At 73.5% G+C, this 26,382-nt stretch carries 27 protein-coding genes; 18 read left to right on the top strand and 9 right to left on the bottom strand.

Annotated elements, in window-relative coordinates:
• Window positions 1–14: 14 nt before the first annotated feature.
• The 5 genes from ABD324_RS20165 (at window position 15) to ABD324_RS20145 (ending at window position 4,318) form a co-directional block, all read left to right on the top strand.
• On the top strand, window positions 15–1,718 hold the full coding sequence (locus tag ABD324_RS20165; protein WP_344419158.1) for an NAD(P)/FAD-dependent oxidoreductase: 1,704 nt from the start codon (window positions 15–17) through the stop codon (window positions 1,716–1,718).
• A gap of 11 nt (window positions 1,719–1,729) precedes the next feature.
• Window positions 1,730–3,148 (top strand): ATP-binding protein, encoded by a 1,419-nt coding sequence (locus tag ABD324_RS20160; protein ID WP_344419156.1) that lies wholly within the window; start codon window positions 1,730–1,732, stop codon window positions 3,146–3,148.
• Complete coding sequence (locus tag ABD324_RS20155; protein ID WP_344419153.1) at window positions 3,145–3,480, top strand: UBP-type zinc finger domain-containing protein; 336 nt, start codon at window positions 3,145–3,147, stop codon at window positions 3,478–3,480. The genes ABD324_RS20160 and ABD324_RS20155 overlap by 4 nt, the downstream gene beginning before the upstream one ends.
• Window positions 3,481–3,549: 69 nt before the next feature.
• Window positions 3,550–4,032 carry an NUDIX hydrolase gene (locus ABD324_RS20150; protein ID WP_344419416.1) on the top strand — a complete coding sequence of 161 codons (483 nt, stop codon included), beginning with the start codon at window positions 3,550–3,552 and terminating at the stop codon, window positions 4,030–4,032.
• Between the two features lie 28 nt (window positions 4,033–4,060).
• Window positions 4,061–4,318 (top strand): DUF7218 family protein, encoded by a 258-nt coding sequence (locus ABD324_RS20145; RefSeq protein WP_344419150.1) that lies wholly within the window; start codon window positions 4,061–4,063, stop codon window positions 4,316–4,318.
• A gap of 454 nt (window positions 4,319–4,772) precedes the next feature.
• On the opposite strand, the gene ABD324_RS20140 is transcribed toward ABD324_RS20145, so the two are convergent.
• A complete protein-coding gene (locus ABD324_RS20140; protein ID WP_344419147.1) occupies window positions 4,773–7,043 on the bottom strand; it encodes a molybdopterin-dependent oxidoreductase in 2,271 nt (756 codons plus the stop codon).
• A gap of 93 nt (window positions 7,044–7,136) precedes the next feature.
• On the opposite strand from ABD324_RS20140, the gene ABD324_RS20135 reads away from it, so the two are divergent.
• Genes ABD324_RS20135 through ABD324_RS20125 form a run of 3 tightly spaced genes read left to right on the top strand, consistent with a single transcriptional unit; the run spans window position 7,137 to window position 9,360 of the window.
• Window positions 7,137–7,913: a 5-formyltetrahydrofolate cyclo-ligase gene (locus ABD324_RS20135; RefSeq protein ID WP_344419144.1), complete on the top strand. Its 777-nt coding sequence runs from the start codon at window positions 7,137–7,139 to the stop codon at window positions 7,911–7,913.
• Window positions 7,910–8,413 carry an O-acetyl-ADP-ribose deacetylase gene (locus ABD324_RS20130; protein ID WP_344419141.1) on the top strand — a complete coding sequence of 168 codons (504 nt, stop codon included), beginning with the start codon at window positions 7,910–7,912 and terminating at the stop codon, window positions 8,411–8,413. The genes ABD324_RS20135 and ABD324_RS20130 overlap by 4 nt, the downstream gene beginning before the upstream one ends.
• The gene (locus ABD324_RS20125; protein WP_344419138.1) at window positions 8,410–9,360 is read left to right on the top strand and encodes a D-2-hydroxyacid dehydrogenase family protein; all 951 of its coding nucleotides are present in this window, start codon (window positions 8,410–8,412) and stop codon (window positions 9,358–9,360) included. The genes ABD324_RS20130 and ABD324_RS20125 overlap by 4 nt, the downstream gene beginning before the upstream one ends.
• 80 nt (window positions 9,361–9,440) lie before the next feature.
• On the opposite strand, the gene ABD324_RS20120 is transcribed toward ABD324_RS20125, so the two are convergent.
• The 4 genes from ABD324_RS20120 to ABD324_RS20105 form a co-directional block, all read right to left on the bottom strand.
• Entirely contained in the window at window positions 9,441–10,484 is a 1,044-nt protein-coding gene (locus ABD324_RS20120; RefSeq protein WP_344419136.1) for a phosphotransferase family protein, read from the bottom strand.
• Window positions 10,485–10,489: 5 nt separating this feature from the next.
• Window positions 10,490–11,182, bottom strand: a complete 693-nt coding sequence (locus tag ABD324_RS20115) for a TetR/AcrR family transcriptional regulator (RefSeq protein ID WP_344419134.1) — start codon at window positions 11,180–11,182, stop codon at window positions 10,490–10,492.
• Window positions 11,179–11,928, bottom strand: a complete 750-nt coding sequence (locus ABD324_RS20110; protein WP_344419131.1) for an SDR family NAD(P)-dependent oxidoreductase — start codon at window positions 11,926–11,928, stop codon at window positions 11,179–11,181. The genes ABD324_RS20115 and ABD324_RS20110 overlap by 4 nt, the downstream gene beginning before the upstream one ends.
• Window positions 11,929–11,990: 62 nt before the next feature.
• Window positions 11,991–12,185: a hypothetical protein gene (locus ABD324_RS20105; protein ID WP_344419128.1), complete on the bottom strand. Its 195-nt coding sequence runs from the start codon at window positions 12,183–12,185 to the stop codon at window positions 11,991–11,993.
• 77 nt (window positions 12,186–12,262) lie between these two features.
• Here ABD324_RS20105 and ABD324_RS20100 point away from each other — a divergent pair, with 77 nt between their 5' ends.
• The 5 genes from ABD324_RS20100 (at window position 12,263) to ABD324_RS20080 (ending at window position 15,459) form a co-directional block, all read left to right on the top strand.
• Window positions 12,263–12,574 (top strand): ArsR/SmtB family transcription factor, encoded by a 312-nt coding sequence (locus ABD324_RS20100; RefSeq protein WP_344419126.1) that lies wholly within the window; start codon window positions 12,263–12,265, stop codon window positions 12,572–12,574.
• Window positions 12,571–13,248 carry an SRPBCC family protein gene (locus tag ABD324_RS20095; protein ID WP_344419124.1) on the top strand — a complete coding sequence of 226 codons (678 nt, stop codon included), beginning with the start codon at window positions 12,571–12,573 and terminating at the stop codon, window positions 13,246–13,248. Before ABD324_RS20100 ends, ABD324_RS20095 begins: the two co-directional genes overlap by 4 nt.
• Window positions 13,249–13,428: 180 nt before the next feature.
• Window positions 13,429–13,875 carry a MarR family winged helix-turn-helix transcriptional regulator gene (locus ABD324_RS20090; protein ID WP_344419121.1) on the top strand — a complete coding sequence of 149 codons (447 nt, stop codon included), beginning with the start codon at window positions 13,429–13,431 and terminating at the stop codon, window positions 13,873–13,875.
• Window positions 13,872–14,672, top strand: a complete 801-nt coding sequence (locus tag ABD324_RS20085) for an ABC transporter ATP-binding protein (RefSeq protein WP_344419117.1) — start codon at window positions 13,872–13,874, stop codon at window positions 14,670–14,672. The genes ABD324_RS20090 and ABD324_RS20085 overlap by 4 nt, the downstream gene beginning before the upstream one ends.
• Window positions 14,632–15,459, top strand: a complete 828-nt coding sequence (locus tag ABD324_RS20080; protein ID WP_344419114.1) for an ABC transporter permease — start codon at window positions 14,632–14,634, stop codon at window positions 15,457–15,459. Before ABD324_RS20085 ends, ABD324_RS20080 begins: the two co-directional genes overlap by 41 nt.
• 42 nt (window positions 15,460–15,501) lie before the next feature.
• Here the strand turns inward: ABD324_RS20080 and ABD324_RS20075 are convergent, their stop codons facing one another.
• Window positions 15,502–16,044: a TetR family transcriptional regulator gene (locus ABD324_RS20075; RefSeq protein WP_344419111.1), complete on the bottom strand. Its 543-nt coding sequence runs from the start codon at window positions 16,042–16,044 to the stop codon at window positions 15,502–15,504.
• Between the two features lie 75 nt (window positions 16,045–16,119).
• Here ABD324_RS20075 and ABD324_RS20070 point away from each other — a divergent pair, with 75 nt between their 5' ends.
• Window positions 16,120–17,565, top strand: a complete 1,446-nt coding sequence (locus ABD324_RS20070) for a cytochrome P450 (RefSeq protein WP_344419108.1) — start codon at window positions 16,120–16,122, stop codon at window positions 17,563–17,565.
• 32 nt (window positions 17,566–17,597) lie between these two features.
• On the opposite strand, the gene ABD324_RS20065 is transcribed toward ABD324_RS20070, so the two are convergent.
• Together ABD324_RS20065 and ABD324_RS20060 are read right to left on the bottom strand one after the other, a co-directional pair.
• Window positions 17,598–18,476 carry an SMP-30/gluconolactonase/LRE family protein gene (locus ABD324_RS20065; protein WP_344419106.1) on the bottom strand — a complete coding sequence of 293 codons (879 nt, stop codon included), beginning with the start codon at window positions 18,474–18,476 and terminating at the stop codon, window positions 17,598–17,600.
• A gap of 84 nt (window positions 18,477–18,560) precedes the next feature.
• Window positions 18,561–19,514, bottom strand: coding sequence for an Lrp/AsnC family transcriptional regulator (locus tag ABD324_RS20060; protein ID WP_344419103.1), 954 nt, complete (start codon window positions 19,512–19,514; stop codon window positions 18,561–18,563).
• A 79-nt stretch (window positions 19,515–19,593) separates the two neighbouring features.
• Between ABD324_RS20060 and ABD324_RS20055 the strand changes: the two genes are divergently transcribed.
• Entirely contained in the window at window positions 19,594–21,072 is a 1,479-nt protein-coding gene (locus ABD324_RS20055) for an MFS transporter (RefSeq protein ID WP_344419101.1), read from the top strand.
• A 287-nt stretch (window positions 21,073–21,359) separates the two neighbouring features.
• Window positions 21,360–22,808 (top strand): deoxyguanosinetriphosphate triphosphohydrolase family protein, encoded by a 1,449-nt coding sequence (locus tag ABD324_RS20050; protein WP_344419098.1) that lies wholly within the window; start codon window positions 21,360–21,362, stop codon window positions 22,806–22,808.
• A 197-nt stretch (window positions 22,809–23,005) separates the two neighbouring features.
• Here ABD324_RS20050 and ABD324_RS20045 read toward each other — a convergent pair whose 3' ends face one another.
• Window positions 23,006–23,752 carry an NAD-dependent epimerase/dehydratase family protein gene (locus ABD324_RS20045; protein WP_344419095.1) on the bottom strand — a complete coding sequence of 249 codons (747 nt, stop codon included), beginning with the start codon at window positions 23,750–23,752 and terminating at the stop codon, window positions 23,006–23,008.
• Between the two features lie 55 nt (window positions 23,753–23,807).
• Between ABD324_RS20045 and xylA the strand changes: the two genes are divergently transcribed.
• Both xylA and xylB read left to right on the top strand, forming a co-directional pair.
• The gene (gene xylA, locus ABD324_RS20040) at window positions 23,808–24,968 is read left to right on the top strand and encodes a xylose isomerase (protein WP_344419092.1); all 1,161 of its coding nucleotides are present in this window, start codon (window positions 23,808–23,810) and stop codon (window positions 24,966–24,968) included.
• A gap of 5 nt (window positions 24,969–24,973) precedes the next feature.
• Window positions 24,974–26,359 carry a xylulokinase gene (gene xylB / locus ABD324_RS20035; RefSeq protein ID WP_344419089.1) on the top strand — a complete coding sequence of 462 codons (1,386 nt, stop codon included), beginning with the start codon at window positions 24,974–24,976 and terminating at the stop codon, window positions 26,357–26,359.
• Window positions 26,360–26,382 lie beyond the last annotated feature (23 nt).

The following is a 26,382-nucleotide window of genomic DNA, read 5'->3' as shown; positions in this document are numbered from 1 at the left end:
GGCAGGATGAGGTCATGACGGATGCCCCCACGTCGTCCGGGCCGCCCGGCTCGCTCGTCCCTGCCAAACCCGCACTCGTCACCGTCGACGACGATCCCTCCGTCTCCCGTGCCGTCGCCCGGGACCTGCGCCGCCGCTACGGCGCCGACCACCGCATCGTCCGGGCCGAGTCCGGCCAGCAGGCGCTCGAGGCGCTGCGCGAGATGGCCCTGCGGGGCAACGACGTCGCCGTGCTGCTGGCGGACTACCGCATGCCCGGGATGAACGGCCTGGAGTTCCTCGAGCAGGCCATGGACCTGTACCCGGCGGCGCGCCGGGTCCTGCTCACCGCCTACGCGGACACGGACGCCGCGATCACCGCGATCAACGTCGTCGACCTGGACCACTACCTGCTCAAGCCCTGGGACCCGCCCGAGGAGAAGCTGTACCCCGTCGTCGACGCGATGATCGAGTCGTGGCGCGCCGCGGACCGCACCGAGGTCTGCGAGACGCGGGTGATCGGGCACCGCTGGTCCGCCCGGTCGCACGAGGTGCGGGACTTCCTCGCCCGCAACCAGGTCCCCTACCGCTGGTACCCGGTCGACCAGCCGGAGGCCGCGCGGCTGCTGGAGGCCGCCGGCGTCGACGCGTCGACGTTGCCGGTGGTGATCTCCCCGTCCGGCGAGTGCCTGATCGCGCCCGCGGAGGTGCAGCTCGCCGAGCGGGTCGGGCTCTCGACCGTGCCGGCCACGGACTTCTACGACCTCGTCGTGATCGGCGGCGGACCGGCCGGGCTCGGCGCGAGCGTGTACGGCGCCTCCGAGGGTCTGCGGACGGTGCTGGTCGAGCGCACCGCGACGGGCGGCCAGGCCGGGCAGAGCTCCCGGATCGAGAACTACCTCGGCTTCCCGGACGGCGTCTCGGGCGCCCAGCTCACCGACCGCGCGCGCCGCCAGGCGGTGCGGCTCGGGGCCGAGGTGCTCACCGCCCGCGAGGTCGTCGGTCTGGAGGCGAACGGCTCCGCGCGCACCGTCCGGTTCTCCGACGGCAGCGCCATCCACGCCCACGCCGTCGTGCTGGCCACGGGCGTGAGCTACCGCGAGCTCGACGCCCCGGGGCTGGCCGACCTGGCCGGGCGCGGGGTGTTCTACGGCTCGGCGCTCACGGAGGCCTCGGGCTGCGCGGGCAGCGACGTCTACATCGTCGGCGGGGCCAACTCCGCAGGTCAGGCGGCCGTCTACTTCGCCCGGCACGCGCGCAGCGTGACCATGCTGGTGCGCGGCCCGAGCCTGCAGGCGTCGATGTCGCAGTACCTCATCGAGCAGATCGACGGCATCCCGGAGATCACGGTGCGGACCTGCGCGGAGGTCGTCGAGGCCACCGGCGGCGAGCACCTGGAGAAGCTCACGCTGCGCGACCGCACCACCGGCGAGACCGAGACCGTCGACGCCGGCTACCTGTTCGTGTTCATCGGGGCCACCCCGCGCACGGAGTGGCTCGACGGGCTGGTGGCCCGGGATGCCGCCGGTTTCGTGCTCGCCGGCCCGGATCTCGTCGTGAACGGGAAGCGGCCGGCGGGATGGTCCGCGGACCGGGATCCGTTGCACCTGGAGACGAGCCTGCCCGGGGTGTTCGTCGCGGGCGACGCCCGTGCCGAGTCCGTCAAGCGGGTCGCGTCGGCGGTGGGCGACGGGGCGATGGCCGTGTCCCTGGTCCACCGCTACCTGGAGAACCCGTAGAGGGAGTGACGATGACGGTCTGCGATCCCGAGGAGCTCAAGAGCCTCTTCCTCTTCGAGAAGCTCGACGACGACCAGCTCGCGGCGCTGTGCGAGCAGGGCGACATGGAGACGTTCGAACCCGGCACGGTGTACCGCGAGGGCGACACCGCGACCTGCTTCTACGTGCTCGTCAGCGGCACGGTGGTGCTCAGCCGCCGGTCCGGCGAGGAGGACGTCGAGGTCGAGCGGACCTCCCAGCCCGGCGTCTACGCGGGGGCCTGGCACGCCTACCTGGGCGACCGGGTGCCGCAGGTCTACAACAACTCGCTGCGGGTCACCGCGCCGTCGCGCTTCTACGTGCTCGACGCGGACAAGCTCTCCCTGCTGATGCGCGAGTGGTTCCCGATGGCGCTGCACCTGCTCGAAGGGCTGTTCTTCGGCATCCAGAACACCCAGCAGGCCGTCAGCCAGCGCGAGCGCCTGCTCGCCCTCGGGTCGCTGTCGGCCGGGCTCACCCACGAGCTCAACAACCCGGCGGCGGCCGCGGTCCGCGCCACCGCCACGCTGCGCGAACGCGTCGCCGGGATGCGCAGCAAGCTCGGCATGATCGCGGCCGGCCCGTACGACCGGGTGGACCTGGAGACGCTGGTGCGCCTGCAGGAGGACGCGGCCGACCGGGTCGGGAAGGCACCGGAGCTCTCCCCGCTGGAGACCGGGGACGCCGAGGACGCCGTCGGCGACTGGCTCGACGGGCAGGGCATCGACGGCGGCTGGGACATCGCGCCGAACTTCGTGGCCGCGGGGATCGACGTCGAGTGGCTCACCCGGGTCAAGGAGAGCGTGCCCGCGGCCGTGCTCGAGGGTGCGGTCCGCTGGCTGAACTACACCGTCGAGACCGAGCTGTTGATGAACGAGATCGCGGACTCGACCACACGGGTGTCCACGCTGGTCGGCGCGGCCAAGCAGTACTCGCAGATGGACCGGGCACCCTTCCAGACGGTCGACGTGCACGAGCTGCTCAAGTCCACGATCATCATGCTGCACAACAAGTTCGGCGACGGCATCACCCTGGTCAAGGACTTCGACCGGACGCTGCCGAAGATCGGTGTCTACGCCGCCGAGCTCAACCAGGTGTGGACCAACATGATCGACAACGCCGTCCAGGCCATGGCGGGCCACGGCACGCTGACCGTCCGCACCGCGCGCGACGGCGACAGCCTGCTCGTCGAGATCGCGGACACCGGCCCGGGCATCCCCGCCGAGATCCGCAGCCGCATCTTCGAGCCCTTCTTCACCACGAAGGCGGTCGGCGAGGGCACCGGGCTCGGCCTGGACATCTCGTGGCGGATCGTCGTCAACCGCCACCACGGCGACCTGCGGGTGCTGTCCGAGCCGGGGAACACCCGCTTCCAGGTGCGCCTGCCGTTCGAGCATCAGGAGGACTCGTGACCATCGATCCCTCGGTCCCGCCGTCGGGCGCGGGCTGCGTGGAGTGCGACGCGGCCGGCGGCTGGTGGGTGCACCTGCGCCGGTGCGCCACCTGCGGGCACGTCGGCTGCTGCGACTCCTCCCCCGGCCAGCACGCCACGGCGCACTTCGGTGCCACCGGGCACGCGGTCGTCCAGAGCTTCGAGCCGGGCGAGGACTGGTTCTGGGACTACGAGCACGGCGTGGGTGCCTCGGGCCCCGAGCTCGCCCCGCCGACCTCGCGCCCGGAGGACCAGACCGTCCCCGGCCCCGAGGAGCGGGTCCCCGGCGACTGGCAACGCCACATCCACTGACCTGCGGGCTCCGCCGCCCCTCGGGGGCGAAAGTGCCCACGCCCCCCTGACCTGCGAGGACGCGCCGTGCTGACGAGTGCCGGGATCCTGCTCCACCGGGAGCGCGAGGGCGCTGTGGAGGTGCTGCTCGGGCACATGGGCGGGCCGTTCTGGTCGCGCAAGGACGCCGCGGCGTGGTCCATCCCGAAGGGCGAGCTCGACGAGGGCGAGGACCCGGTCACGGCGGCGCGCCGCGAGTTCACCGAGGAGCTCGGCATCGCCGTGCCCGCGGGCGAGCTGCGCGAGCTCGGCTCGGTGGTCCAGTCCGGGCGCCGCAAGACCGTCCTCGGGTTCGCCCTGGCCGGGGACGTGCCCGACGCGGACGTGGCGGCGGTCGCCGGCCGGCCGGACGACGAGACCTGGGTCGAGATCGAGTGGCCCCGCAACTCGGGCCGGCGGCTGCGCTTCCCCGAGATCGACAAGGCGGAGTGGTTCGGCCTCGACGCGGCGCGGGAGAAGCTCGTCAAGGGCCAGGTGCCCTTCCTCGAGCGGTTGACCGCGCTGCTCGCATGACCGGCGCCCGGCGGGGTATCCGCAGGTCATGCCGAATCCGAGCATCAAGAACGAGAAGGTCTACGAGAAGATCCGCGACGAGGGCGGCTCGAAGGAGAAGGCCGCCCGGATCGCCAACGCCTCCGCCGCCGAGGGCGCGGGGACGGTGTCCGCGCGCGGCGGCCGCGCCGGCTCCTACGACGACATGACCAGGGACGAGCTGTACGAGCGGGCGCGGAAGATCGGGATCGAGGGCCGCTCGGACATGTCGAAGGACGAGCTGATCGCGGCCCTCCGCGACCACTGAGCCGGACCCGGAGCCCGCTCCGCGCCGCGCCGATAGCCGGGCCCACGCTGCAGGAGCACGAGAAGGCGCGACCGTTGGTCGCGCCCGGCCCTCCGCTGAGCGGAAGCGATGCGGCTGAACGGGTGACTGTCGGTTAACGCCCGGCACCTCGCGGTACTCCGGCGTCAGGGGACGGACGGGACGAGTTGCCCGCCCCCGAGTTGTGACCCGGCGGGGCCGCGGCACCGTCCCCGAGCCCGCCGGATGCCCACCCGCCGCCGGCTGCATCCCGGCGGCGGGTGGGGCACGCTCCCGATGAGCGAACGGGCCGCTCGCTCACCAGATGTGAACGAGAGCGCCGTTCGCTCACGAAACCCGCGGGGACCGCGCCCGCATCCCGCGGGGGACCACGCCTTCGCACCCGGTGAGCGAGGGGGCCGCTCGCTCACTAGGTATGAGCGAGAGCGCCGTTCGCTCACTCGGGGCGGGCGTCGGCGGCGGGGACGATCCTCGGGGGGCGGTGGGCGTCGACCGGTGGTGGTGCGCCCTCGTACCGGCTGACCTGCACCGTCGTCAGCTGGCCCGTGCAGCCCTGGGCCAACCGCGAGCTGCCGACGTCCCGGGTGAGGACGTTGGGGTTGCCGTGCACACAGGTCGGGTCCTCGTCGGACAGTGGCGTGTACCAGGCGCCGGTGGGCAATTGCACCACCCCGGCCCGGATCTCGTCCGTCACCCGGGCCGCGGCCAGGCAGGCGCCGCGCGCGTTGTGCAGGCGCACCACGTCGCCGTCCGTGATCCCCCGGACCCTCGCGTCGGACGGGTGGATGCGCATCACCTCGCGTCCGTCCACCTTGGCCTCCGCGCTGGTGGCGCCGAAGTCGAGCTGGCTGTGCAGCCGGGTGGCGGGCTGGTTGGACACCAGCCACAGCGGGTGCTCGCGCGTGGGCGGCTCGGTCGGCGGGATCCAGGCGGGGTGCCCGGGGCAGTCGTCGTAGCCGTAGGAGGCGATCTCCTCGGACGCGATCTGGATCTTCCCGCTCTCGGTGTAGAGCGGTCTCCCGCCGTTGCGGAAGGCGGCGAGCATGCCGCCGTCGTCCGGGCCGGGCGGGAGCAGGAGCTCCCCCGCCGCCCAGAACTCGTCGAAGTCCGGCGCCGGGAAGCCCTTGTCCGCCAGGCCCTTGCGGGTGCGGTCCCAGAGGTGCTCGAGCCACTCGCGGGGCGTGCGGCCCTCGGTGAAGCGCTCCCCGAAACCGAGCCGGCCGGCGAGCGCGGCGAAGATCGCGTGATCGTCCCGGGCCTGCCCGAACGGCGCCGCGACCGGCTTCATCGCGACGATCAGCGAGTCCGTGCCGGCGGCGCCGATGTCCTCGCGTTCCAGCGTGGTCGTCGCCGGGAGGACGACGTCGGCGTGGCGCGCCGTGGCCGTCCACACCGACTCGTGGACGACCACGGTGTCGGGCCGGCCGAAGGCCCGCCGCAGCCGCGTGAGGTCCTGATGGTGGTGGAACGGGTTGCCGCCGCACCACCAGACCAGCCGGACGTCCGGGTAGACGTGGTCCTCACCGTTGTACTGGTAGAGCGCACCGGGGTTCAGCAGCATGTCCGCCACCCGCGCGACGGGGATGTAGCTGCGGATCGGGTTGGGACGCCGCGCCAGGGTCGGGACGGGGACGGCGTTCGGCACGCGGCCGTACTGGGCCAGCGAGCCGAGGCCGTAGACGAAGCCGCCGCCGGGCAGCCCGATCTGGCCGAGCATCGCGGCCAGCGCCAGCCCCGCCCACACCGGCTGTTCCCCGTGCTCGGCGCGCTGCAGCGACTGCGAGACCGTGATCAGGGTGCGGCCGGCCGCGAGCCGCCGGGCCAGGGCGCGGATCTCGTCCGCGGGGATGCCGCAGATCCCGGCCGCCCAGTCGGCGTCCCGCAGGGTGGCGGCGTAGGTCTCCCAGCCGGCGCAGTGCCGCGCCAGGAAGGCGCGGTCGTGCAGGTCCTCGGCCACCAGCGTGTGCGCGAGGCCGATCATCAACGCCGCGTCCGTGCCGGGTTCCGGGGCCAGCCACCGCGCGTCGACCTCCGGCGGGAGGTCCGGCCGCAGCGGGCTGACCAGCACGAACCGGGCTCCGCGGCGGTGCGCGGCGCCCATCGCGCCCCGCTCGACGTGCCGGCTGACCCCGCCCGAGCCGACCGTCGAGTTCTTGAGCGCCATCCCGCCGAACGCGAGGACGGTGTCCGTGTGCGCGGCCACCTGGTCCCAGGTCACGACGGAGCGGGTCACCGGTTCGAACGGCCCGAGGACGTGCGGCAGCAGCACCTCGGCGGCGCCGCCGGAGTAGGTGTTGACGGACTGGGTGTAGCCGCCGGACATCGAGAGGAACCGGTGGATCTGGCCCTGGGCGTGGTGGAAGCGGCCCGCCGAGGCCCAGCCGTACGAGCCGCCGTAGACGGCCGCGGGGCCGTGGCCGGCGTGCACCCGGCGCACCTCGGCCGCGAGCCGGTCGAGCACCTCGTCCCAGCCGACCTCGAGGAACTCCTCGTCGCGACCCCGGTCGCGCGGGCCCGGACCGCCCTCCCACCAGGACCGCCGCACCGCGGGCGCCGCCACGCGGGCACGGTTCCGCAGCGCGGACGGGATGTTCTGCAGCACCGGCGACGGGTTCGGGTCCGCGGGATGCGGCAGGACCTGCAGCGTGTCGCCCTCCCACCGGGCGCGGAACGCACCCCAGTGCGCACTGTGCGAGAACTCCGGCATCGGCGAGACCCTCTGTGAGCGTGGAACGGTGCCCCCGCACTGTTCCACGCTCACGGGCGGATTTGTGTCGGTGGTGGGTCGTAGGGTCGTCACATGCCCCGCACCCCCCGCGCCCACGACCGCGATGCCGGCGGCGATCCCGCCGTGCTCGAGGCCAAGTCCGCGCTGCGCACCGAGGTATGGGATGCGCTCACCGAGGCCAAGGTCGCGCGGTTCCCCGGCGCCCGGCACCGGATCTCGAACTTCACCGGCGCCGAGAAGGCCGCCGAGCGGCTGCGCGGGCTGCCGGAGTGGGCGGCGGCGCGGGCGATCAAGTCCAATCCCGACTCGGCGCAGCTCCCGGTCCGCCAGCGCGCGCTCGAGGACGGGAAGACGCTGTACATGGCCGTCCCCAAGCTGGCCGAGGTCGATCCCTTCTTCCTGCTCGATCCGGAGGACCTCGCCGATCCGCCGCGCAAGGCCGTCTCCATCAAGCACGCCACGCGCAACGCCCGCCGGGTGTCGGTCGCCGAGCTGGATCCCGTCGACCTGGTGGTCACGGGGTGTGTCGCGGCCGGGGAGGACGGGGCGCGGCTGGGCAAGGGCGGCGGGTTCGCCGATCTCGAGTTCGCGCTGGCCGGGGCGGCCGGGCTGATCTCGGCGGCCACGGTCGTGGTCACCACCGTGCACGAGCTGCAGGTCCGCCCGGCCGGCGTGATCCCCCGCGCGGCGCACGACATCCCGGTGGACCTGATCGTCACCCCGGAGCGGGTGATCGACTGCCGGGCCGCGCGCGGCGAGCGGCCCACCGGCGAGATCCTGTGGGCCTCGCTGACCGAGGAGAAGATCGCGGCCATTCCGCTGCTGCAGAAGCTGAGAGGTGAGGCATGACCCGCATCGAGCTGGTCCGGGGCGACATCACCGAGCAGGAGGTCGACGCGATCGTCAACGCGGCGAACTCCGGCCTGCTCGGCGGCGGGGGCGTCGACGGCGCGATCCACCGCGCCGGCGGGCCGGCGATCCTCGCCGAGTGCCGGGAGCTGCGCCGCACCCGTTATCCGGACGGGCTGCCGACCGGGCAGGCCGTGGCCACCACCGCGGGGGACCTGCCGGCCCGGTGGGTGATCCACACCGTCGGGCCGGTGTACGCGAAGAAGGACGACCGCTCGGCCCTGCTGGCGTCGGCCTACCGCGAGTCGCTCCGCGTGGCGGACGAGCTCGGCGCGCGCACCGTGGCGTTCCCGGCGGTGTCCGCCGGCGTCTACGGGTGGCCGCTCGACGACGCCGCGCGGATCGCCGTCACCACGGTGCGCGAGGCGGGCGCGAAGGTCGAGCTCGCCCGGTTCGTGCTGTTCAGCGCCGACATTCTGAAGGAGTTCGAAGCCGTATGAGGATCGCGTTCCTGGACGACTACCAGCAGGTCGCGCTCGGCCTCTGCCCCCTGCCCGCCGGCGTGGAGGCCGTCGCCTTCGCCGACCACCTGAGCGATCCGGGGCAGCTGGTGGCCCGGCTCGCGGGGTTCGACGCCGTCGTCGCCATGCGGGAGCGCACGCCCTTCCCCGCCGCGGTGCTGCAACGGCTGCCGGACCTCCGGCTGCTGATCACCACGGGCATGCGCAACGCGTCCATCGACGTCCCGGCCGCCGTGGCCGCCGGGATCACGGTGTGCGGCACCGACAGTTCCGCGGGCGTCTCCTCCACGAACGAGCACACCTGGGCGCTGCTGCTCGCCCTGGCCCGCAACATCCCCGCGCAGGACGCGGCGATCCGGGCCGGCGGCTGGCAGCTCGGCCTCGGGACCGTGCTGGCCGGCAAGACCCTCGGCCTGGTCGGGCTGGGCCGGCTCGGCGCGGCGATGGTGCCCGTGGCGACCGCGCTCGGCATGCGGATCACGGCCTGGAGCCGCAACCTGACCGACGAGCGCGCGGCCGAGGTGGGCGTGACCCGGCTCGAGCACGGCGAGTTCTTCTCGACCGCGGACGTGTTCTCGGTGCACCTCGTGCTGTCCGAGCGCTCGGTCGGCACCGTCGGGGCGGCCGAGCTCGCCCTCATGAAACCCACGGCGCTGGTCGTCAACACCTCACGCGGCCCGATCGTCGACGAGCGGGCGCTGCTCGCGGCGCTGACCGAGGGCCGGATCGGCGGCGCGGCCCTCGACGTGTACGACCGGGAGCCCCTCCCGCTCGACCATCCGCTGCGCCGCGCCCCGAACACCGTGCTCGCCCCGCACACCGGGTACGCCAGCCGCGAGTCCTACGGCGGCTACTTCTCCGACGTCGCGGACGACGTGCGGGCGTTCCTCGACGGCGCGCCGGTGCGGGTGCTCGGGGGCGCCTGAGGATCCCGCGGCGGCGTCACCCCGCCCGCGCTCCCTCGCCCGAGCACGGGGTGTGCGCCGGCCGGGTCGGAGCGCCGGGCCTACCCGGTGACCGACCAGTCCCCCCGGGCGATCCGGCCCGCCACCGTGAGCAGCCGGACGGCGTGGCCGTGCAGCACGTCGCCGGTCTCCCGCGGTGCCTGACCGGCCGAGGCCCGCGCGTTCGTCCCCTCCAGGACGATCCCGAGCTTGAAGCCGGCCAGTGCGGTGTACCAGTCGAGGTGCACGGGTTCCCGCCCGCCGCCGGCCGCGTACGCCGCGACCATCTCGGTGCGGGTCGGAAGGCCACCGAGCCGCGCGAAGGGCCCGCCGACGTCCATCGCCTCGGGCTCCTCCGGCCAGCTGACCATCAGCCAGCCGAGGTCGAGGAGGGGATCGCCGACCGTCGTCATCTCGAAGTCGACCAGGGCCGCGACCCGCGGCTCGGCGCGGGCGAGCATCACGTTGTTGAGGTGGTAGTCGCCGTGGAGCACGCCGGGCGGGGCGTCCGCCGGGCGGTTCGCCTCCAGCCACTCGGCGACCGGCCCGACGTCCGGCAGCCCGCCCGGCTCCCACTCCGGGAACTCCCGGTAGCCCTCGAGCTGCCGGAGCCACTGGGGTACCTGCCTGCCCAGGAAGCTGCCCGGCTTCTGCAGGCTCCCGAAGCCCTCGGCGACGGGATCGACCGCGCCGAGGCGGGCCAGCGACCGGGCCACGTCGAGCGCCTGGGCGTGACGCAGCGCCGGATCGGCACGCTGCTCGGGGCTGGTCTCCTCGCCGGGATTGACCCCGTCGACCAGCTCCATCAGGTAGAAGACCACGCCGAGGACGTCCGGTTCCTCGCAGCCGGCGACCAGGCGGGGGTGCGGGACGTCCGTGCCGGCGAGGCCGCGCAGGACCGTGATCTCGCGGGCGATCGTCCGATTGCTGGAGGGCCGCGGGTGCACCGGCGGGCGGCGCAGCACGAGCGGGCGGCCGTCGATCTCGATGCGCAGCACCACGTTCTGCGTGCCGCCGGCCAGCGGCCGGACCTCGCCGATCTCGCCGCGCATCCCCCGGCCGCGCAGCCATTCGGCCAGCGCACCGAGGTCCACGAGATCGGCCACCGGCGTCACCGGCGTTCGCGCAGCCGCAGGGTCTCCGCCGAGCTGCGCGCGCCCAGCAGGCCGGTCATCGAGTCGACCAGCTGGCTCACGAACAGCCGATGGTCGGTGCGGCCGGGCGCCCGGGTCCGCTGCGCCAGCTCGACGAACATGAAGCGGATCGCGTGGAAGCGCCGGTGCAGCTCGATGGCGTCGGCGTCGAGCAGGGGGTTGATCAGGGCCCGCCAGCGGAAGACGCTGCCGCTCTCGGCGTCCATGCCGATGGAGGCGGTCGACGGTTCGGGACGGGTCAGCATGTCCGCCACCGTGCGCAGGTAGCCCGCGCCGCTCGTGCCGTCGTCGAGCTTGTCGGCCTCGGGCCGGACGAGGGCGCCGACGAGGGTGTGCAGGCGCTCCGCCTCGTCGCCCGCGGTGCCGTCGGCGAGGGCGCGCTCGTAGTCGTCGAGCAGCGCGGTCCGGCGCTCGGCGATGCCCGGCGCGTGCCGCTCGATGAGCGCGGTGACCAGGCCGTCCCGGTCGGTGAACCAGTACTGGGCGGCGATCACGTTCTTCGCGCCGGCGGCGCGGCCGATCTCGCGCAGGGACACCGTCTCGCACCCGCGTTCGGCGAACAGGGCCTCCGCGGCGTCGAGCAGCCGGCTGCGGGTGTCCGGGCGCCCCTCGGCCTGGTCGGTGGCGGGCCGTGGCCGGGTGGCCGTCATGCCGGCGCCCAGACCAGCCCGCCGTCGACCTTGATCACGGCGCCGGTGGTGTAGGACGAGTCCGGGCTGGTCAGATAGCGCACGGCGCCGACGATCTCCGGCGCCTCGGCCACCCGGCCGAGCGCGATCCGTTCGACGAGCGTCATCGTCTCCTCCGTCCACGCCTTGGCGATGTCCGTGCGGAACATGCCGGGCATGATGCTGTTGACCCGCACCGTCGGGCCGAACGCCCGGGCCAGGCCCTGGGTCAGGGTGTTGACCGCCGCCTTCGCCGCCGCGTACGGGATCTCCTCCCGGTGCGGCTCGATCGCCGACGTGCTGCTGACGTTGACGATCGTGCCGCCGTACGTGCGCGCCATCTCCTCGCCGGCGCGCACCGCGAGGCGGAACGGGCCCTTGAGGTTCACGCCGATCACCTTGTCGAACAGCTCCTCGGTGACCTCGCCGAGCGACGGGTACAGCGGCGACATCCCCGCGTTGTTGACCAGCACGTCGATCCGGCCGAACTCGGCGAGGGTCCGGTCGATGAGCGCGTCGCAGTCCTCCCAGCGGCCGACGTGGCAGGCCACACCGATCGCCGCGACGCCGAACTCGCGCCTGATCTCGGCGGCCACTGCCTCGCAGGCGCCGAGCTTGCGGCTCGCGACGACGACCCGGAACCCCCGGGCCGCCAGGTCGCGTACGATCGCGGCGCCCATGCCCCGGCTCCCGCCGGTCACGACCGCCACCTGCTGGTCCCCGCTCACCACGCCTCCCCGCTCCGCATCATCTCAATGCAGTCGCCTCAAACGGGGACCCTACCGGACCGTCAGCGCGTGGAGCCCCGCTCGTTCCACTCGCGGTCCGACTCGTCCTCCGCCTCGGTGCGCTCCTTGGCGATCTCCAGGGCGCGGGCGGCCGTCGCCTTGTCCGGGTACGGGCCCAGGCGGTCCGAGGCGCGGCAGCCGTCCGCGCCTTCCACCGTGTGGTGCTTGAGGCAGAAGAACCATTGCTCGTCGCTCATGCGAGGAGCGTGCCAGGTCCACGCGATCACTGCTAGATACCTTGTCGGCTATATAACCAAGTAGCTATGGTGTGGTCATGGTCGCCCCGTTCGCCGTCCTCGCCGAGCCGGCCCGCCGGCGGATCCTGGACCTGCTGCGCGAGCGTCCGCGCCTGGTCGGGGAGCTGTCGGCCGAGCTCGGACTGAGCCAGCCGGGCACGTCGAAGCACCTGCGGGTGCTGCGCGAGGCCGGGCTCGTCGAGGTGCAGGCGATCGCCCAGCGCCGCCGGTACGCGCTGCGGGCCGCGCCGCTCGCCGAGCTGGACGACTGGCTCGCCCCCTACCGCCGCTTCTGGACCCGCCGGCTCGACGCCCTGGAGCGCGAGCTGGACCGGATGGAGGACGCATGACCCCGGACTCGATCGGCACCGACGGCGGCCGCACCGTACTGCGGATGGAGCGCCCGCTCCCCCACCCGCCGGAGAAGGTCTGGCGCGCGCTCACCGAACCCGCGCACCTCGCCGCGTGGTTCCCGTCGACCGTCGAGATCGACCTGCGCGACGGCGGCGAGATCCTCTTCGACGGCGGCGACACCCGCGGCCGGGTCACCGCCCTCGAACCGCCGCACGTCCTCGCCTTCACCTGGGGAGACGACGACCACCTCCGCTGGGAGGTGCGACCCGACGGCCCGGGCACGGTCCTCGTCCTGCACCACGCCTTCACCGACCATCACGGCGCCGCGAGCTTCGCGACGGGCTGGTCGGCGTGCGTCGGTGCCCTCGCGGAGTCGCTGGGCTCGACGGCCCGACCGGTCGACATGGTGGCGCGGCACGAGGAGTACGTTCGGGAGTTCGATCTCGACGCCCCCGTGCTCGACGGCGGCCGGGTGCGCATCGAGCGCCAGCTCACCGCCCCTGCCGATCGGGTCCGCCCCCTCCTGGCTCCCGTGGCCGGGGTGACCTGGGAGCTCACCGAGGGCACCGGCCACGGCGCCCGCCTGATCGCGACGGCCACCGACCCCGCCCAGGCCTCCGTCCTCCGCACCCGGGTGGCCGAGATCGCCGCCGCAGCCGCCGCGGGGTAGCGCGCGAACGTCACATTCGGCCTCCCGCCCCGCTCATTGGCGGGCTCCGCCCGCAGGCCGACTCGCGGAAGTTTCGAAGCCCACCCCCGCGAGTCGGCACTTCCGGTAGTCCGAAATGCACGCCTGCGACGGTTTCGTGAGCATCGCTCATAGCTCTGTGTCAGAGGTATAGTCCGCGGCATGCTCACCACCCTCACTCCCGCCGAGGAAGCGCTCGACGTCGCCGCGGGGATCCGGCGGGTGCTGCGCCGGCGGCTGCGGGCCGAGCTGGCACTGCCGGCGCTGCGCGGCGCCCAGCTGGAGCTGCTCCAGCTCGTCGAAGCGGAGCCCGGCATCGGGGTGGCCGCCGCCGCGCGGTCGCTGCACCTGGCCGGGAACTCGGTGAGCACGCTCGTCAACCAGCTGGTCGAAGCCGGGCTCCTCCGCCGCGAGCCCGACCCCACCGACCGGCGCGCGGTCCGGCTGTTCCTGGGCCCGCCCGCGGTCGAGCGGCTCACCCGCTGGCGCACCGCCCGTCACGACCTGCTCGGATCCGCCCTCGCCACGTTGACGGACGCGGAGCGCGCGTCCGTCGGCGCCGCACTGCCCGCCCTGTCCCGCTTGCTCGACTCCCTGGAGGAGACGTGACCGACGACCCCGCGGTGCGCTGCGCGGGCCTGCGCCAGGTGTTCGGCGAGACCGTCGCCGTCGACGGGTTGGACCTCGAGGTCCGGCGCGGCGAGGTGTTCGGCCTGCTGGGCCCCAACGGCGCCGGCAAGACCACCACGATCCGCACCATCACGACGCTGCTGCCCGCCCCGCCGGACACGGTGACGGTGCTCGGCCGCGACGTCGCGCGCCGGCGCACCCAGGTCCGCCGGCTGATCGGCTATGTCCCGCAACAGCTCTCGGCCGACGGAACGCTGTCCGGACGCGAGAACGTGATGCTCTTCGCCCGGCTCTACGACGTGCCGCGCCGGCAGCGCCGCGAGCAGGTGGAGAGCGTGATCGCGGCGATGGATCTCGAGGAGGCCGCCGACCGTCCCGTCAAGACGTACTCCGGGGGGATGGTGCGCCGCCTCGAGCTGGCGCAGGCGCTGGTCAGCGCCCCGCAGCTGCTGATCCTCGACGAGCCGACCGTCGGCCTGGACCCGGTGGCCCGCGACGGCGTGTGGGAGCGGATCGCCCGCACCCGCGAGGAGACGGGCATGACGGTGCTGGTCACCACGCACGCCATGCAGGAGGCGGACGAGCACTGCGAGCGGATCGCGCTCATGCACCGCGGGAGCGTGCGGGCCCTCGGCACTCCGGCCGAGCTGAAGGAGGGCGTCGGCAGCCTCGACGACGTCTTCCGGCACTACACCGGCAACACCCTGGCCGAGGCCGAGAAGGGAGGGATGCGCGATGTCCGTGCCGCTCGCCGCACCGCAGGCCGACTGGGCTGAGACGGAGCCGGGGCCGCTCGCCCTGACCCGCACCGCCCTGTCGCGGATCGCCACGATGTGCCTGGTGGAGCTGCAGAAGCTCCGCCACGACCGCACCGAGCTCGTCACCCGCGCGGTGCAGCCCGCGCTGTGGCTGATCATCTTCGGCCAGGTCTTCACCCGGATCCACGCGATCCCGACCGGGAACACGCCCTACCTGGACTTCCTCGCGCCGGGCATCCTCGCCCAGTCCGCGCTGTTCATCGCGATCTTCTACGGCATCCAGATCATCTGGGAGCGCGACGCCGGCGTCCTCGCCAAACTGCTGGTGACGCCGACGCCGAGGGTCGCCCTGGTGGCCGCGAAGGCCTTCGCGGCGGGGGTACGGGCGGTGGCGCAGGCCGTCGTGGTGCTGCTGCTCTCGCTGATCCTCGGCGTGGGGATCACACCGAACCCGCTGAAGCTGCTGGGCGTGGTCGTCGCGCTGATGCTGGGCTCGGCGTTCTTCTGCTGCCTGTCGATCACCATCGCGGGGCTCGTGCTGTCGCGGGACCGGCTGATGGGCATCGGGCAGGCGATCACGATGCCGCTGTTCTTCGCCTCCAACGCGCTCTACCCGGTGGAGCTGATGCCGACCTGGCTGCAGGTGATCAACCACGTCAACCCGCTGTCGTACGAGGTGGAGGCCCTGCGCGGCCTGCTGATCGGCGAACCGGCTCGCCTGGGCCTGTGCTTCGGGGTCCTGGTGGTCGCGGCCGGGGTCATGATCACGATCGCCTCCGCCCTGCTCCCCCGCCTGACCCGCTGACCCCCCGTGAGTGGCGATAGTCGCCATGGCGACTATCGCCACTCACGAGGTCAGGACGGCGGTGACGACCGTGGCGACGTCCCGGGCGGCCCGGTCGGCGGGTCCGAGCGGCAGGACGATGTGGCTGACGGTGAGGCGGGCCGCGGTCTCGGCGGCGAGCCGCGCCGTCGCCTCGTCGATCTCCGGCCATCTGCGCAGGTAGGCGGCGGCGCGGTCCGTCGCCGCCCGCACGATCGGCTCGCTGCCCGAGCCGAGGACCCCTTCGGTGAGCAGGGCCTTGAGCAGCGGGTCCTCCTCCGCCCGGCGGAGCGCGGCGCCGACCGCCGCCATCCAGGCCGCGTGCAGGTCGGACTCCCCCGCCAGCGCCTGCTCGATCTCGTCGAGGAACCGCTCGGTCGCCCGCAGGACCAGCGCCGAGGTCACGCCGCGGCGGTCGCCGAACTCGGAGTAGAGGGTCTGTCGGCTCACCCCGACCCGCTGCGCGAGGTCCCGCATGGAGAAGCGCCCGGCGACGACCAGCGCCGCGGCGGCGTCGAGGGCCTCCTCACGCAGCCGGGCGCGGGCACGTTCGGCGAAGGTCAACACCGGGCCAGCGTGGACAGGCGAGCAGCAGCCGTCAAGCATCTGGACACTTTGCTCATTGTGTCTAGCGTCGGGCCCATGGTGGCATCGCTACGGGAGCGGTACTCGTCCGCCCTGACCCTCCCCCTGCCCGGGCGTCTCGACGCCGCGCTCCTCGACCGCTCGTCCGGCGGGGACGGCACGCCGCTCGGCCCGGTCCCCGAGGGCCTGCTCCCGATCCCGGGCGACGACGGCCTGCCGCTGCTGGGCCACGCGCTCGGCTACGTCCGGTTCGGGCACGAGCTCACCCGCCGCCGCACCGCGCACTACGGCCCGGTCTGGTGGATGCGCAGCCCGACCGGGCGCGCGGTCGTCGTCGGCGGGGTGGCCGCCACCCGCGAGGTGCTCACCAACCGCGACAAGGCCTTCTCGCAGGAGGGCTGGCGGGTTCTCGTCGATCGCTTCTTCCACCGTGGGCTGATGCTGCTCGACTTCGACGAGCACAGGGCCCATCGCCGGATCATGCAGGAGGCCTTCACCGCGGACCGGATCGCGACCTATGTGGACGAGACGGTGCCGGTGGTGCGCGGGACCGTCCCCACGTGGTCGGGGTCGATGCGGTTGTACCCGGCGCTGAAGGCGATGACGCTGGACGTGGCGACCCGGGTGTTCATGGACGGCGGAGGCAGAGCCGACCATCGGGACGGAGGCGGAGCCGACCATCGACTCTCGGGCGCCGCGGAGATCAACCGCGCCTTCGTCGACTGCGTGCGGGCCGCGAACGCGTTCGTGCGGTACCCGATCCCGGGGACGCGCTGGTCGAAGGGCCTGCGCGGTCGCGCGGTCCTCGAACGCTGGTTCCGCGAGGCGTTGCCCACCAAGCGATCCGGCACCGGTGACGACCTCTTCTCCGCCCTCTGCCACGCCGTGACGCCGGAGGGCGAGCGGTTCTCCGACGACGACGTCGTCAACCACATGATCTTCCTGATGATGGCCGCGCACGACACGTCCACGGTCGCGACGGCGTCGGCGGCGTACCACCTGGGGCGCCACCCCGAGTGGCAGGAGAGGGCGCGGGCGGAGTCCCTCGCGCTGGGCGACGCACCCCCCGGCGTGGCCGAGCTGCGTTCGCTGACCACACTGGACCGGGTGGTCCGCGAGGCGCTGCGGATGGACGCGCCCGTCCCCGTCGTGATGCGGACGGCGGTGAAGGACACCCAGGTCGCGGGCCGCTTCGTACCTGCCGGGACCCGGGTGGTGGTCGCGCAGGCGGTGAACCACTACGACCCCGAGTGCTGGACGGATCCGGAGGCGTTCGATCCCGGCCGCTTCGACGGACCGGTCGAGCGCGACGCGTGGGTGCCCTTCGGCGGCGGGGTGCACAAGTGCATCGGCCTGCACTTCGGCACGCTCGAGGTCACGGCGATCCTGCACGAGATGCTGCGGACCTTCCGCTGGACCGTCGAACCGGGCCGTCAACGCTGGGACAACACGTCCCTCCCCGTGCCCGTCGGCGGCATCCCCGTGCAGCTCAGCCCCCTGTGAGCGTGGAACAGTGCTAGAGCACCGCTCCACGCTCACAGGGACGGCCAGCCCACGCGCGGGGCGCCGACACGGGCGGTGCGGACCTGGCCGGTCCGGTCGCCCCACGGGTCGGCCGGGTTCCAGATCGCCATCAGGACGTGCAGCGTGCGGCCGTCGTCGCCGCCGAGCATGAGGGCGAACGCACTGCGGTCCAACGGGATCCGATCGAGGATCGTCCCGCCCTCGGCCACGCGGACGCAGTCCTTCTCCTCGCCGCCCCGGTCGAACGCGGCCGACGACGTCCAGATCGCGCCCTCGGCGTCCATCGTGATCCCGTCGGGCATGAGACCCTCGGCCCAGATCCGGCGGTTCGAGAGGCCGCCGTCCTCGGCGATGTCGAAGGCCACCAGCGTGCCGGGGAACGAGTCGGCCAGGACCAGGGTGCGGTTGTCCGGGGTGACGACCATGCCGTTGCCGAACTCGATGCCGTCGGCGACCTGCCGGACCTCGCCGTCCGGGGTGACCAGCGCGATCACGCCGGGGACGAACTCGGCGCGGCCGGCGAAGAACTCGAGGAGATCGAGGTCGGTGCCGTTGAGGTAGATGTTGCCGCGCCCGTCGACCACCATCTCGTTCCAACCGCCCGAGAGCTCGCGGAGGTCGGCGTGGACGACCACCGACCCGTCCGGCTCGACGCGCAGCAGCCGGCCGGCGTAGGCCTCGCCGCGGGCGACGATCAGCATGCGGCCGTCGGGCAGCCAGTCGATGGTGTGGGGGCCGATCTCCGGGGAGTGGAGGACGACCTCGGCGCGGCCGTCGGCGTCCACGGCGACGATCTCGTCGGCACCCCAGTGGCAGAACCAGAGCCGGCCCGCGTGCCAGCGCGGGGACTCGGGGAGCCGGAGGTTCTCGAGCAGCAGGTTCGTGTTCATGCCTCCTACACGAACGACTCCCACGGCTTTCGACAGTCGTGAGTGGCGATAGTCGCCATAGCGACTATCGCCACTCACGGGGGCTCAGGGGTAGGCGCCGGCTCGTTTGACGGTGCGCATGATGGGGCCCGTCTCGACCTCGCCGATGCCGGCCAGGGCGCCGATGCGTTCGGTGAGGTAGCGGAAGAGGTCGGCGTCGTCGCGGCAGACGACCGAGACGGTGAGGTTGGCGCGGCCGGTGGTCGCGGCGCAGAAGGCCACCTCGGGATGCGCCGCGATCGCCCGCCCCGCGTCGAGCAGGTGCGCGGGCGGGACCGAGATCCACAGCCGGGTGTGGGCGTGGAAGCCGAGGAGACGGTCGTCGACGTCGAAGTCGAAGAACAGCAGGCCGGCGGCCCGCAGGGCCTCGATCCGGCGGGCGACCGTGGACTCGGACCAGCCGGTGGCGCCGGCGAGCTCGGCGTAGGGGGCGCGGCCGTCGCGGTTCATCACGCGCAGCAGCGGGCGGTCCGCGTCGGTGATCCCGGTGGCGGGTTCGGTGCGGAAGACGGGCGTCAGGGCGGCGATCTCGTCCGGGGTGAGGACGTCGACGGCGTGGAAGACGTCCGGCCCGCCGCCGAACACGTGCAGGATGCTGTGCGCGGTGACGCTCTGGATCTGGGCGGTCCGCTGCAGGCGCTGCAGGATCAGCTCGTCGCGCTCCTCGGGTGACCAGGCCTGGATGCTGGCGCTGATCTCGGTGCCGCCGGAGAGCAGCTGCACCCACCGGGTGTCCTCGCGGCGGGCGAGCGCGTGCGCGACCTCCTCGGCGCTGCCCGGCCGGCACCGCATCCGCACGATCCACTGCGCGCCGCCGAGCCCGGCACCCCCGACGGCGCCGACCAGCCGCACCCGGTCCGTCTCGCGCATCCGCGCCCACCGCCGCGCGACGGTCCGGTCCGACACCCCGAGCACCTCGCCGATCCGGGAGAAGGGGGCCCGGCCGTCGATGTTCAGTGCATGCATGATCCGACGGTCCAAGGCGTCGATCTCCGTCATGAATCCCCCTTCGGTGTCGGATTCTTGCACAACGGCCGCTGGATTCGCGGGGCGCTGATCAGGGACCGATCCTTGCGGCATGCGTTCTCGGTGGTGGCCCCTGGTGGCCATCTGTCTCGGTTCCTTCATGCTGCTGCTCGACGTCACGATCGTGACCGTCGCGCTGCCCGACATGGCCGCCGACCTGCAGGCGTCGTTCACGGACCTGCAGTGGGTCCTCGACGTCTACGCCCTGGTGCTCGCGGCACTGCTGCTCGGCGCCGGCTCGGTCGCGGACATCGTCGGGCGCCGGCGGGCCTATGTCGTCGGGCTCGTGTTGTTCGCCCTCGGCTCGCTGGCCTGCGGGCTCGCGCCGACCGCGTCCGTGCTGATCACGGCGCGGGGGCTGCAGGGCATCGGCGGCGCGCTCATGTTCGCGACGACCACGGCGATGCTCAACGCGACCTACTCCGGCCGGGACCGGGGCGTCGCGTTCGGCATCTGGGGGGCCACGAACGGTGCCGGCTCCGCGCTCGGCCCGCTGGTCGGCGGCCTGCTCACCCAGCACGCGGGCTGGCGGTGGATCTTCCTGGTCAACCTGCCCGTCACCGTGGTCACGGTGGTCCTGACGCTCCTGGTGTGCGCCGAGACCCGGCGCCCGGGCGTGCGGATCGACGTCCCCGGCATCCTGGCCTTCACGGTTTTCGCCGGCTCGCTCACCTACGGGCTGATCCAGGCGGGCGACCACGGCTGGTCGGCCTTCGGGACCTGGTCGTTCCTGGTGCTCGCCGGGGTAGCGCTGCTCGTCTTCCTGCTGATCGAGCGGCGGGTGCAGCATCCGCTGCTGCAGCTGAGCCTGTTCCGCTCGGCCTCCTTCTCCGCGACGATCACGGCCGGGCTGATGCTCATGGCCTCGGCGTTCGCGATCCTGGCCTACACGTCGGTCTGGCTGCAGGGGGTGCTCGGGCTGACGCCGGTCGCCGCGGGCGTGGCGCTGCTGCCGATGGCGGTGTGCTCGTTCCTGGTGTCCGCGCTGGCCGGGCGGGTGCTGCAGGGCATCTCGCCGCGATGGACGGTCGGGATCGGCATGGTCCTGATCGGCGCGGGCGGCTGGCTGCAGTCGATGGTCGGCGCGGACTCCGGCGCCCTCGCCCTGCTGCCCGGGCTCGCCGTCGTCGGGATCGGGGTGGGGCTCGCGATCCCTACCCTGACGTCGGCGGCGATGTCGGCCGTCCCCCCGCAGCTCGGCGGCATGGTCGCGGGCACCCTCAACACCGCCCGTCAGCTCGGCTACGCCCTCGGTGTGGCGGTCCTCGGGCTGGTCTTCAGGACGACGGTCGAGGGGCACGTCGCGAACCCGGCGCTGGTCGGGGCGGTGGTGTCGGGGCAGGCGCCACGGACCCCCGAGGTGCACGCCGCCGTCGCGGCCGGGCTGCACACGGGGTACCTGGTCGCCGGCGCCGCCGGGATCCTGGGCGGTCTCCTGGTCCTGGTGCTGGTCCGCGCGACCCGCCCGCACCCCACCGGCCCGGCCCCCACCCGCGAGTCGGGGTCTGACTCCGCGCGGGTCGGGATCTGAGCCCGCGCGGGTCGGGATCTGAGCCCGCGCGAGTCGGGGCTAGGTCCGCGCGAGCCGGGTCTGAGCCCGTGCGGGTCGCGGGCGTGGCTCGCGGGCGTGGCTCGCCACGTTGCAGACGTGCGGCTCGCACTACCGAAAGTGCCGACTCGCGGAGAGGGGGCCGCCGCTTCCGCGAGTCGGCACTTTTCGGAGGCCGAGACACACGCCCGCGACGCCCGCTCGCTCACACCTCCTGAGCGAGCGCGCCGTTCGCTCATCGCCGGGTGGGGGCGGATAGCCTGCCGCGCATGAACGACGGGCGGGCGGGGCGGGCCGCGGGGGCGGCGGAGACCGGGGCCGGGCTGGCGGCGTCGCCGTTCCGGGTGGACCGCGACCGGATCGCGGCCTCCCCCTTCTTCGCGCGCCTCGCCGGCGTGACCCAGGTCGTGAGCCCCAACGGCTCCGGATTGCTCCTGCACAACCGGCTCACCCACTCCCTGCAGGTCGCGCAGGTCGCGCGGGCCATCGCCGAGCATCTCGACGAGGAGTTCGCCGACGCCGTCGACAAGCTGGGTGGGTGCGATCCGGATGTCGTGGAGGCCGCCGCGCTCGCCCACGATCTCGGCCATCCGCCCTTCGGGCACCTCGGCGAGCAGGTGCTCGACCGGATCGCCCGGGAGCGCCTCGGCCTCACCGACGGCTTCGAGGGCAACGCCCAGAGCTTCCGGATCGTCACGACGATCGACCTGCACGGCCCCGGCCGGACCGGCCTGGGGCTGACGGCGGCGGTGCGGGCGGCCGTCCTCAAGTACCCGTGGGCGCGGCACGGCTACCCGGACCCGCACCCCGCCGACGCCTCGCCCGCACCCCGGGGCGCGACCGGGAAGTTCTCCGCCTACCGCACGGAGATCGGCGAGCTGGTCGCCGCGCGGGAGCCGTTCCCGGTGGGGCCGTGGCAGCAGACCGTCGAGGCGTCCGTGATGGACACCGCGGACGACATCGCCTACGCCATCCACGACGTCGAGGACTTCCACCGCGTCGGCGTCCTCCAGCAGGCCGGGGTGGCCGCCGAGCTGCGGGGATGGGCGCTGGCCGGGAGCCCGGAGGCCGGCCCGGGCGCCGCGCTCGAGCGCCTGCGCCGTCGGATGGCCGAGCGCGACGACTGGATCTACTCCGACGACGCCTTCGCCGCCGCAGTCGCCCGGGTCCGCGCGGAGCTGGTCGACGGCCTGCTCGCCACGCCCTTCGACGGCTCGATGGCGGCCGAACGCGCGGTCGCGGAGTTCTCGGCGCGCTGGACCTCGCGGCTCGTCGGCGGGATCCGCGTGCTCACCGATCCCCCGGTCCGCGCGGCCCACGTGGTACTCGGCGAGGCGCAGTGGCACGAGGTGGCGGTGCTGAAGTTCGTCCACCAGCAGTTCGTGCTGCGTCGCGCCGACCTGGCCTCCCACCAACGGGGACAGGCCACGGTCGTCACCGGGCTGGTCGGGGCGCTGCACGAGTGGCTCGTCGACGCCCGGTCCCCGCAGGCCCCGTCGCTCCCGCCCCGCCTGCACGATCTCGTCGAGCTGGCCCGGGGTGAGTTCGCGGTGCTGGCCGACGACGGCGTGGTCCCGGCCGCGGAGGTCGCCGACCTGGCGCGGGGGCGGGCGGTGATCGACTACGTGGCGTCGCTGACGGACGCGCAGGCGGGCGCGCTGCTCGACGTCCTCACGGGACGGTCCGCGCGGCTCTGGACCGACGCGATGGCGCTGTAGCCGCGCCTGCCTGCGCTCCCCGGCAGAGGCGCGCTCCCTCGCGGCCGGACGACGCCGCCCGGGGACGTCGCAGATGTGCGTTTCGGCTTACGAAAAGTGCCGACTCGCGGGCTTGGGGTCGTTCCTTCCGCGAGTCGGCCCGCGGGCGGAGCCGCCATTGAGCAGAGCCGGGAGGCTGAATGTGACGTTCCGGTCGGTCAGAGGGTGAAGGGGCCGCCGACGTAGCGTCGGCCTGCTTCGTCCTTGGTCGGGTCGCCCGGGGACAGCTGGTCGGCGAACTGTTCGGCGTCGTCCTGGGGGTGGTAGCCGATCGCCCTGCCGCCGTCGAGGGACCAGAAGCGGCGGGTGTTGGCGCTGATCCCCCATACCGTGCGGAAGCCGGGGTTCTCGCAGGTCAGGGCGGCGTCGACCAGGCGGGTGACGTCGCCCGGGGAGAGCCAGGTCGAGAGGCCGCGCAGGTCGTGCGGGGCGTCGAAGCAGCTGCCGATCCGCAGGCAGAGCACGTCGAGGCCGTGCCGGTCGTGGTACAGGCTGCCGAGTGCCTCGCCGAGGACCTTGCTGACGCCGTAGTAGGTGTCCGGGCGTGGGGCCAGGTCGTCCGGTGCCTCGGGAGAGTTCTCGTGGAAGCCGACGGCGTGGTTGCTCGACGCGTGGACCACCCGGCCGACCCCGGCCCGTCGCGCCGCCTCGAAGACGCAGTAGGTGCCCTCGATGTTGACGTCCCGGATCCGCTCCCAGGCGTCCTCCCCGGAGATGCCGCCGAGGTGCACCACGGCGTCGACGCCCTCGCAGGCCGCGACCATCGCGTCCAGGTCGGTGACGCTCGCGGTGATCCCGCCCTCGATCGGCTCGATGTCCAGCAGCCGGAGGTCGTAGCCGGTCAGCCGCTCCCGCAGCATCCGCCCGATCCGTCCCGCCGCACCTGTGACCAGTACCCGTCGCACGCACCGGATGCTACGGTCCGAATTAGTTCAGGTCCTGACTTAATGGGGAGTCGCCATGCACCCGACGCCGGCCGACCGCTTCTCCTTCGGGCTGTGGACCGTGGGCTGGCAGGCCCGCGACCCCTTCGGCGACGCCACCCGACCCCCGCTCGACGTCGTCGAGGCCGTGCACCGGCTGGCCGAGCGCGGCGCCTGGGGGCTGACCTTCCACGACGACGACCTGATCCCGTTCGGCGCCGACACGGCGACCCGCGACCGGCAGATCGCCCGGCTGCGCGGTGCGCTGGACGAGACCGGCACGACCGTCCCGATGATCACGACGAACCTGTTCACCCATCCCGTCTTCAAGGACGGCGGGTTCACCAGCAACGACCGGTCGGTGCGGCGGTTCGCGCTGCGGAAGGTGCTGCGCAACATCGACCTGGCGGCCGAGCTCGGGGCGCGGACGTTCGTGCTGTGGGGCGGGCGCGAGGGCAGCGAGTACGACTCGGCGAAGGACGTGCGGGCGGCACTGGACCGCTACCGCGAGGCGATGGACCTGCTGTGCGGCTACGTCCTCGACCAGGGCGTCGACCTGCGGTTCGCGCTGGAGCCCAAGCCCAACGAGCCGCGCGGCGACATCCTGCTGCCGACGGTCGGGCACGCGCTGGCGTTCATCGAGCGGCTGGCGCATCCGGAGCTGGTCGGCGTCAATCCCGAGGTCGGGCACGAGCAGATGGCCGGGCTGAACTTCGTCCACGGCATCGCGCAGGCGCTGTGGGCCGGGAAGCTCTTCCACATCGACCTCAACGGGCAGCGCGGGATCAAGTACGACCAGGACCTGGTGTTCGGGCACGGCGACCTGCTGAACGCGTTCGCGCTCGTCGATCTCCTGGAGACCGCCGGCTACGACGGCCCCCGACACTTCGACTACAAGCCCTCGCGCACCGAGGACATGGCCGGGGTGTGGGACTCCGCGAGCGCCAACATGCGCACCTACCTGCTGCTGCGCGAGCGGGCGGCGGCGTTCCGGGCGGATCCGGAGGTGCAGGAGGCGCGGCGGTACGCCGGCGTCGACGCCCTGTCGGAGCCGACGCTGGCCCCCGGTGAGTCCCTGGCCGACCTGCGCGCCGAGGAGCTCGATCCGGACAGGGCGGGCGAACGCGGCTACGGCTTCGTCCGGCTGCACCAGCTCGCGCTGGAGCATCTCGCCGGGGCGCGGCTCATGGCACGGTGAGATCCATGTTGGTTGCGGGGATCGACTCGTCCACCCAGTCCTGCAAGGTCGTGGTCCGCGACGCGGCGTCCGGGGAGCTCGTCCGCGAGGGCCGGGCGCCGCATCCCGACGGCACCGAGGTCCACCCCGACCGCTGGTGGGAGGCCCTCTCCGCGGCCCTCGAGCAGGCCGGTGGGCTGTCCGATGTGGAGGCGGTGAGCGTCGCCGGGCAGCAGCACGGGATGGTCTGCCTCGATGCGGACGGCGAGGTGGTGCGGCCCGCGCTGCTGTGGAACGACACCCGCTCGGCCGAGGCCGCGGCCGATCTCGTCGACGAGATCGGCGCGCAGGCCTGGGCGGACGCGGTGGGCACCGTGCCGGTCGCGTCGATCACCGTGACGAAGCTGCGGTGGCTGGCCTCGCACGAGCCCGATCACGCCGCCCGGGTCGCCGCGGTCTGCCTGCCGCACGACTGGCTGACCTGGAAGCTCTCCGGCTCCCCGTCGCTCGACGATCTCGTGACCGACCGCTCGGACGCCTCCGGCACCGGCTACTTCGACGCCCGCTCCGGGGACTACCGGCGCGACCTGCTTCGGGCGGCGTTCGGGCGCGACGACGTCGTCCTCCCCCGGGTCCTCGGGCCCGCGGAGTCGATCCCCGGGCCGGGATGTCTGCTGGGTGCGGGGGCCGGGGACAACGCCGGCGCGGCCCTCGGGCTCGGGGCGGACGACGACGTCGTGGTGTCGCTGGGGACCTCGGGGGTCGTGTCCGCGCGGGGTGACCGGCAGGCCGCGGACCCCACCGGCACGATCGCGGGGTTCGCCGACGCGACGGGCGCCTTCCTCCCCCTGGTGGTGACGCTGAACGCCGCGCGGGTGCTCGCCGCCGCGGAGCATCTGCTCGGCGTGGACCACGCCGCACTGTCCGGGCTCGCGCTGTCGGCGCCTCCCGGCTCGGCCGGGCTCACGCTCGTCCCGTACCTGGAGGGTGAGCGCACGCCGAACCTGCCGCACGCCACCGGCGCGATCCACGGCCTGACCCTGGCGACCTCGACCCCCGCCCACCTCGCCCGGGCGGCGATCGAGGGGATGCTCTGCGGGCAGCGGGGCGGGATCGCGGCCCTGGAGTCCGCCGGCGTGCGGGTGACGGGTGTGCGGCTGGTCGGCGGGGCCGCCCGCTCCGAGGCGGTGCGGCAGATCGCGCCGACGGTCTTCGGGGTGCCCGTGACGGTGCCCGAGCCCGGCGAGTACGTGGCCGACGGCGCCGCCCGGCAGGCGGCCTGGGCGCTGACCGGATCCCTGCCGGAGTGGACGGCGGGCGGCGCCTCGACGGTGTACTCCGGCCCGGAGACGGAAGGTCTGTGGGAGCGGTACACGGAGGCGACGCACAAGCATCTGGACCACGTCGAATGAGCCCCCGGGTGCGGAGCCCCCGA

Source organism: Pseudonocardia ailaonensis (genome assembly GCF_039531635.1).
Taxonomy (GTDB): Bacteria; Actinomycetota; Actinomycetes; order Mycobacteriales; family Pseudonocardiaceae; genus Pseudonocardia; species Pseudonocardia ailaonensis.
This window is presented reverse-complemented; position numbering and strand designations above follow the sequence as displayed.

Excerpts from the sequence above, each read along its gene's own strand:
- ABD324_RS20165 (WP_344419158.1), top strand. The coding sequence starts at position 15 with ATGACGGATGCCCCCACGTCGTCCGGGCCGCCCGGCTCGCTCGTCCCT.
- ABD324_RS20160 (WP_344419156.1), top strand. The coding sequence starts at position 1,730 with ATGACGGTCTGCGATCCCGAGGAGCTCAAGAGCCTCTTCCTCTTCGAG.
- ABD324_RS20145 (WP_344419150.1), top strand. The coding sequence starts at position 4,061 with ATGCCGAATCCGAGCATCAAGAACGAGAAGGTCTACGAGAAGATCCGC.
- ABD324_RS20140 (WP_344419147.1), bottom strand. The coding sequence starts at position 7,043 with ATGCCGGAGTTCTCGCACAGTGCGCACTGGGGTGCGTTCCGCGCCCGG.
- ABD324_RS20135 (WP_344419144.1), top strand. The coding sequence starts at position 7,137 with ATGCCCCGCACCCCCCGCGCCCACGACCGCGATGCCGGCGGCGATCCC.
- ABD324_RS20130 (WP_344419141.1), top strand. The coding sequence starts at position 7,910 with ATGACCCGCATCGAGCTGGTCCGGGGCGACATCACCGAGCAGGAGGTC.
- ABD324_RS20125 (WP_344419138.1), top strand. The coding sequence starts at position 8,410 with ATGAGGATCGCGTTCCTGGACGACTACCAGCAGGTCGCGCTCGGCCTC.
- ABD324_RS20115 (WP_344419134.1), bottom strand. The coding sequence starts at position 11,182 with ATGACGGCCACCCGGCCACGGCCCGCCACCGACCAGGCCGAGGGGCGC.
- ABD324_RS20105 (WP_344419128.1), bottom strand. The coding sequence starts at position 12,185 with ATGAGCGACGAGCAATGGTTCTTCTGCCTCAAGCACCACACGGTGGAA.
- ABD324_RS20100 (WP_344419126.1), top strand. The coding sequence starts at position 12,263 with ATGGTCGCCCCGTTCGCCGTCCTCGCCGAGCCGGCCCGCCGGCGGATC.
- ABD324_RS20095 (WP_344419124.1), top strand. The coding sequence starts at position 12,571 with ATGACCCCGGACTCGATCGGCACCGACGGCGGCCGCACCGTACTGCGG.
- ABD324_RS20090 (WP_344419121.1), top strand. The coding sequence starts at position 13,429 with ATGCTCACCACCCTCACTCCCGCCGAGGAAGCGCTCGACGTCGCCGCG.
- ABD324_RS20080 (WP_344419114.1), top strand. The coding sequence starts at position 14,632 with ATGTCCGTGCCGCTCGCCGCACCGCAGGCCGACTGGGCTGAGACGGAG.
- ABD324_RS20070 (WP_344419108.1), top strand. The coding sequence starts at position 16,120 with ATGGTGGCATCGCTACGGGAGCGGTACTCGTCCGCCCTGACCCTCCCC.
- ABD324_RS20065 (WP_344419106.1), bottom strand. The coding sequence starts at position 18,476 with ATGAACACGAACCTGCTGCTCGAGAACCTCCGGCTCCCCGAGTCCCCG.
- ABD324_RS20060 (WP_344419103.1), bottom strand. The coding sequence starts at position 19,514 with ATGACGGAGATCGACGCCTTGGACCGTCGGATCATGCATGCACTGAAC.
- ABD324_RS20055 (WP_344419101.1), top strand. The coding sequence starts at position 19,594 with ATGCGTTCTCGGTGGTGGCCCCTGGTGGCCATCTGTCTCGGTTCCTTC.
- ABD324_RS20050 (WP_344419098.1), top strand. The coding sequence starts at position 21,360 with ATGAACGACGGGCGGGCGGGGCGGGCCGCGGGGGCGGCGGAGACCGGG.
- xylA (WP_344419092.1), top strand. The coding sequence starts at position 23,808 with ATGCACCCGACGCCGGCCGACCGCTTCTCCTTCGGGCTGTGGACCGTG.
- xylB (WP_344419089.1), top strand. The coding sequence starts at position 24,974 with ATGTTGGTTGCGGGGATCGACTCGTCCACCCAGTCCTGCAAGGTCGTG.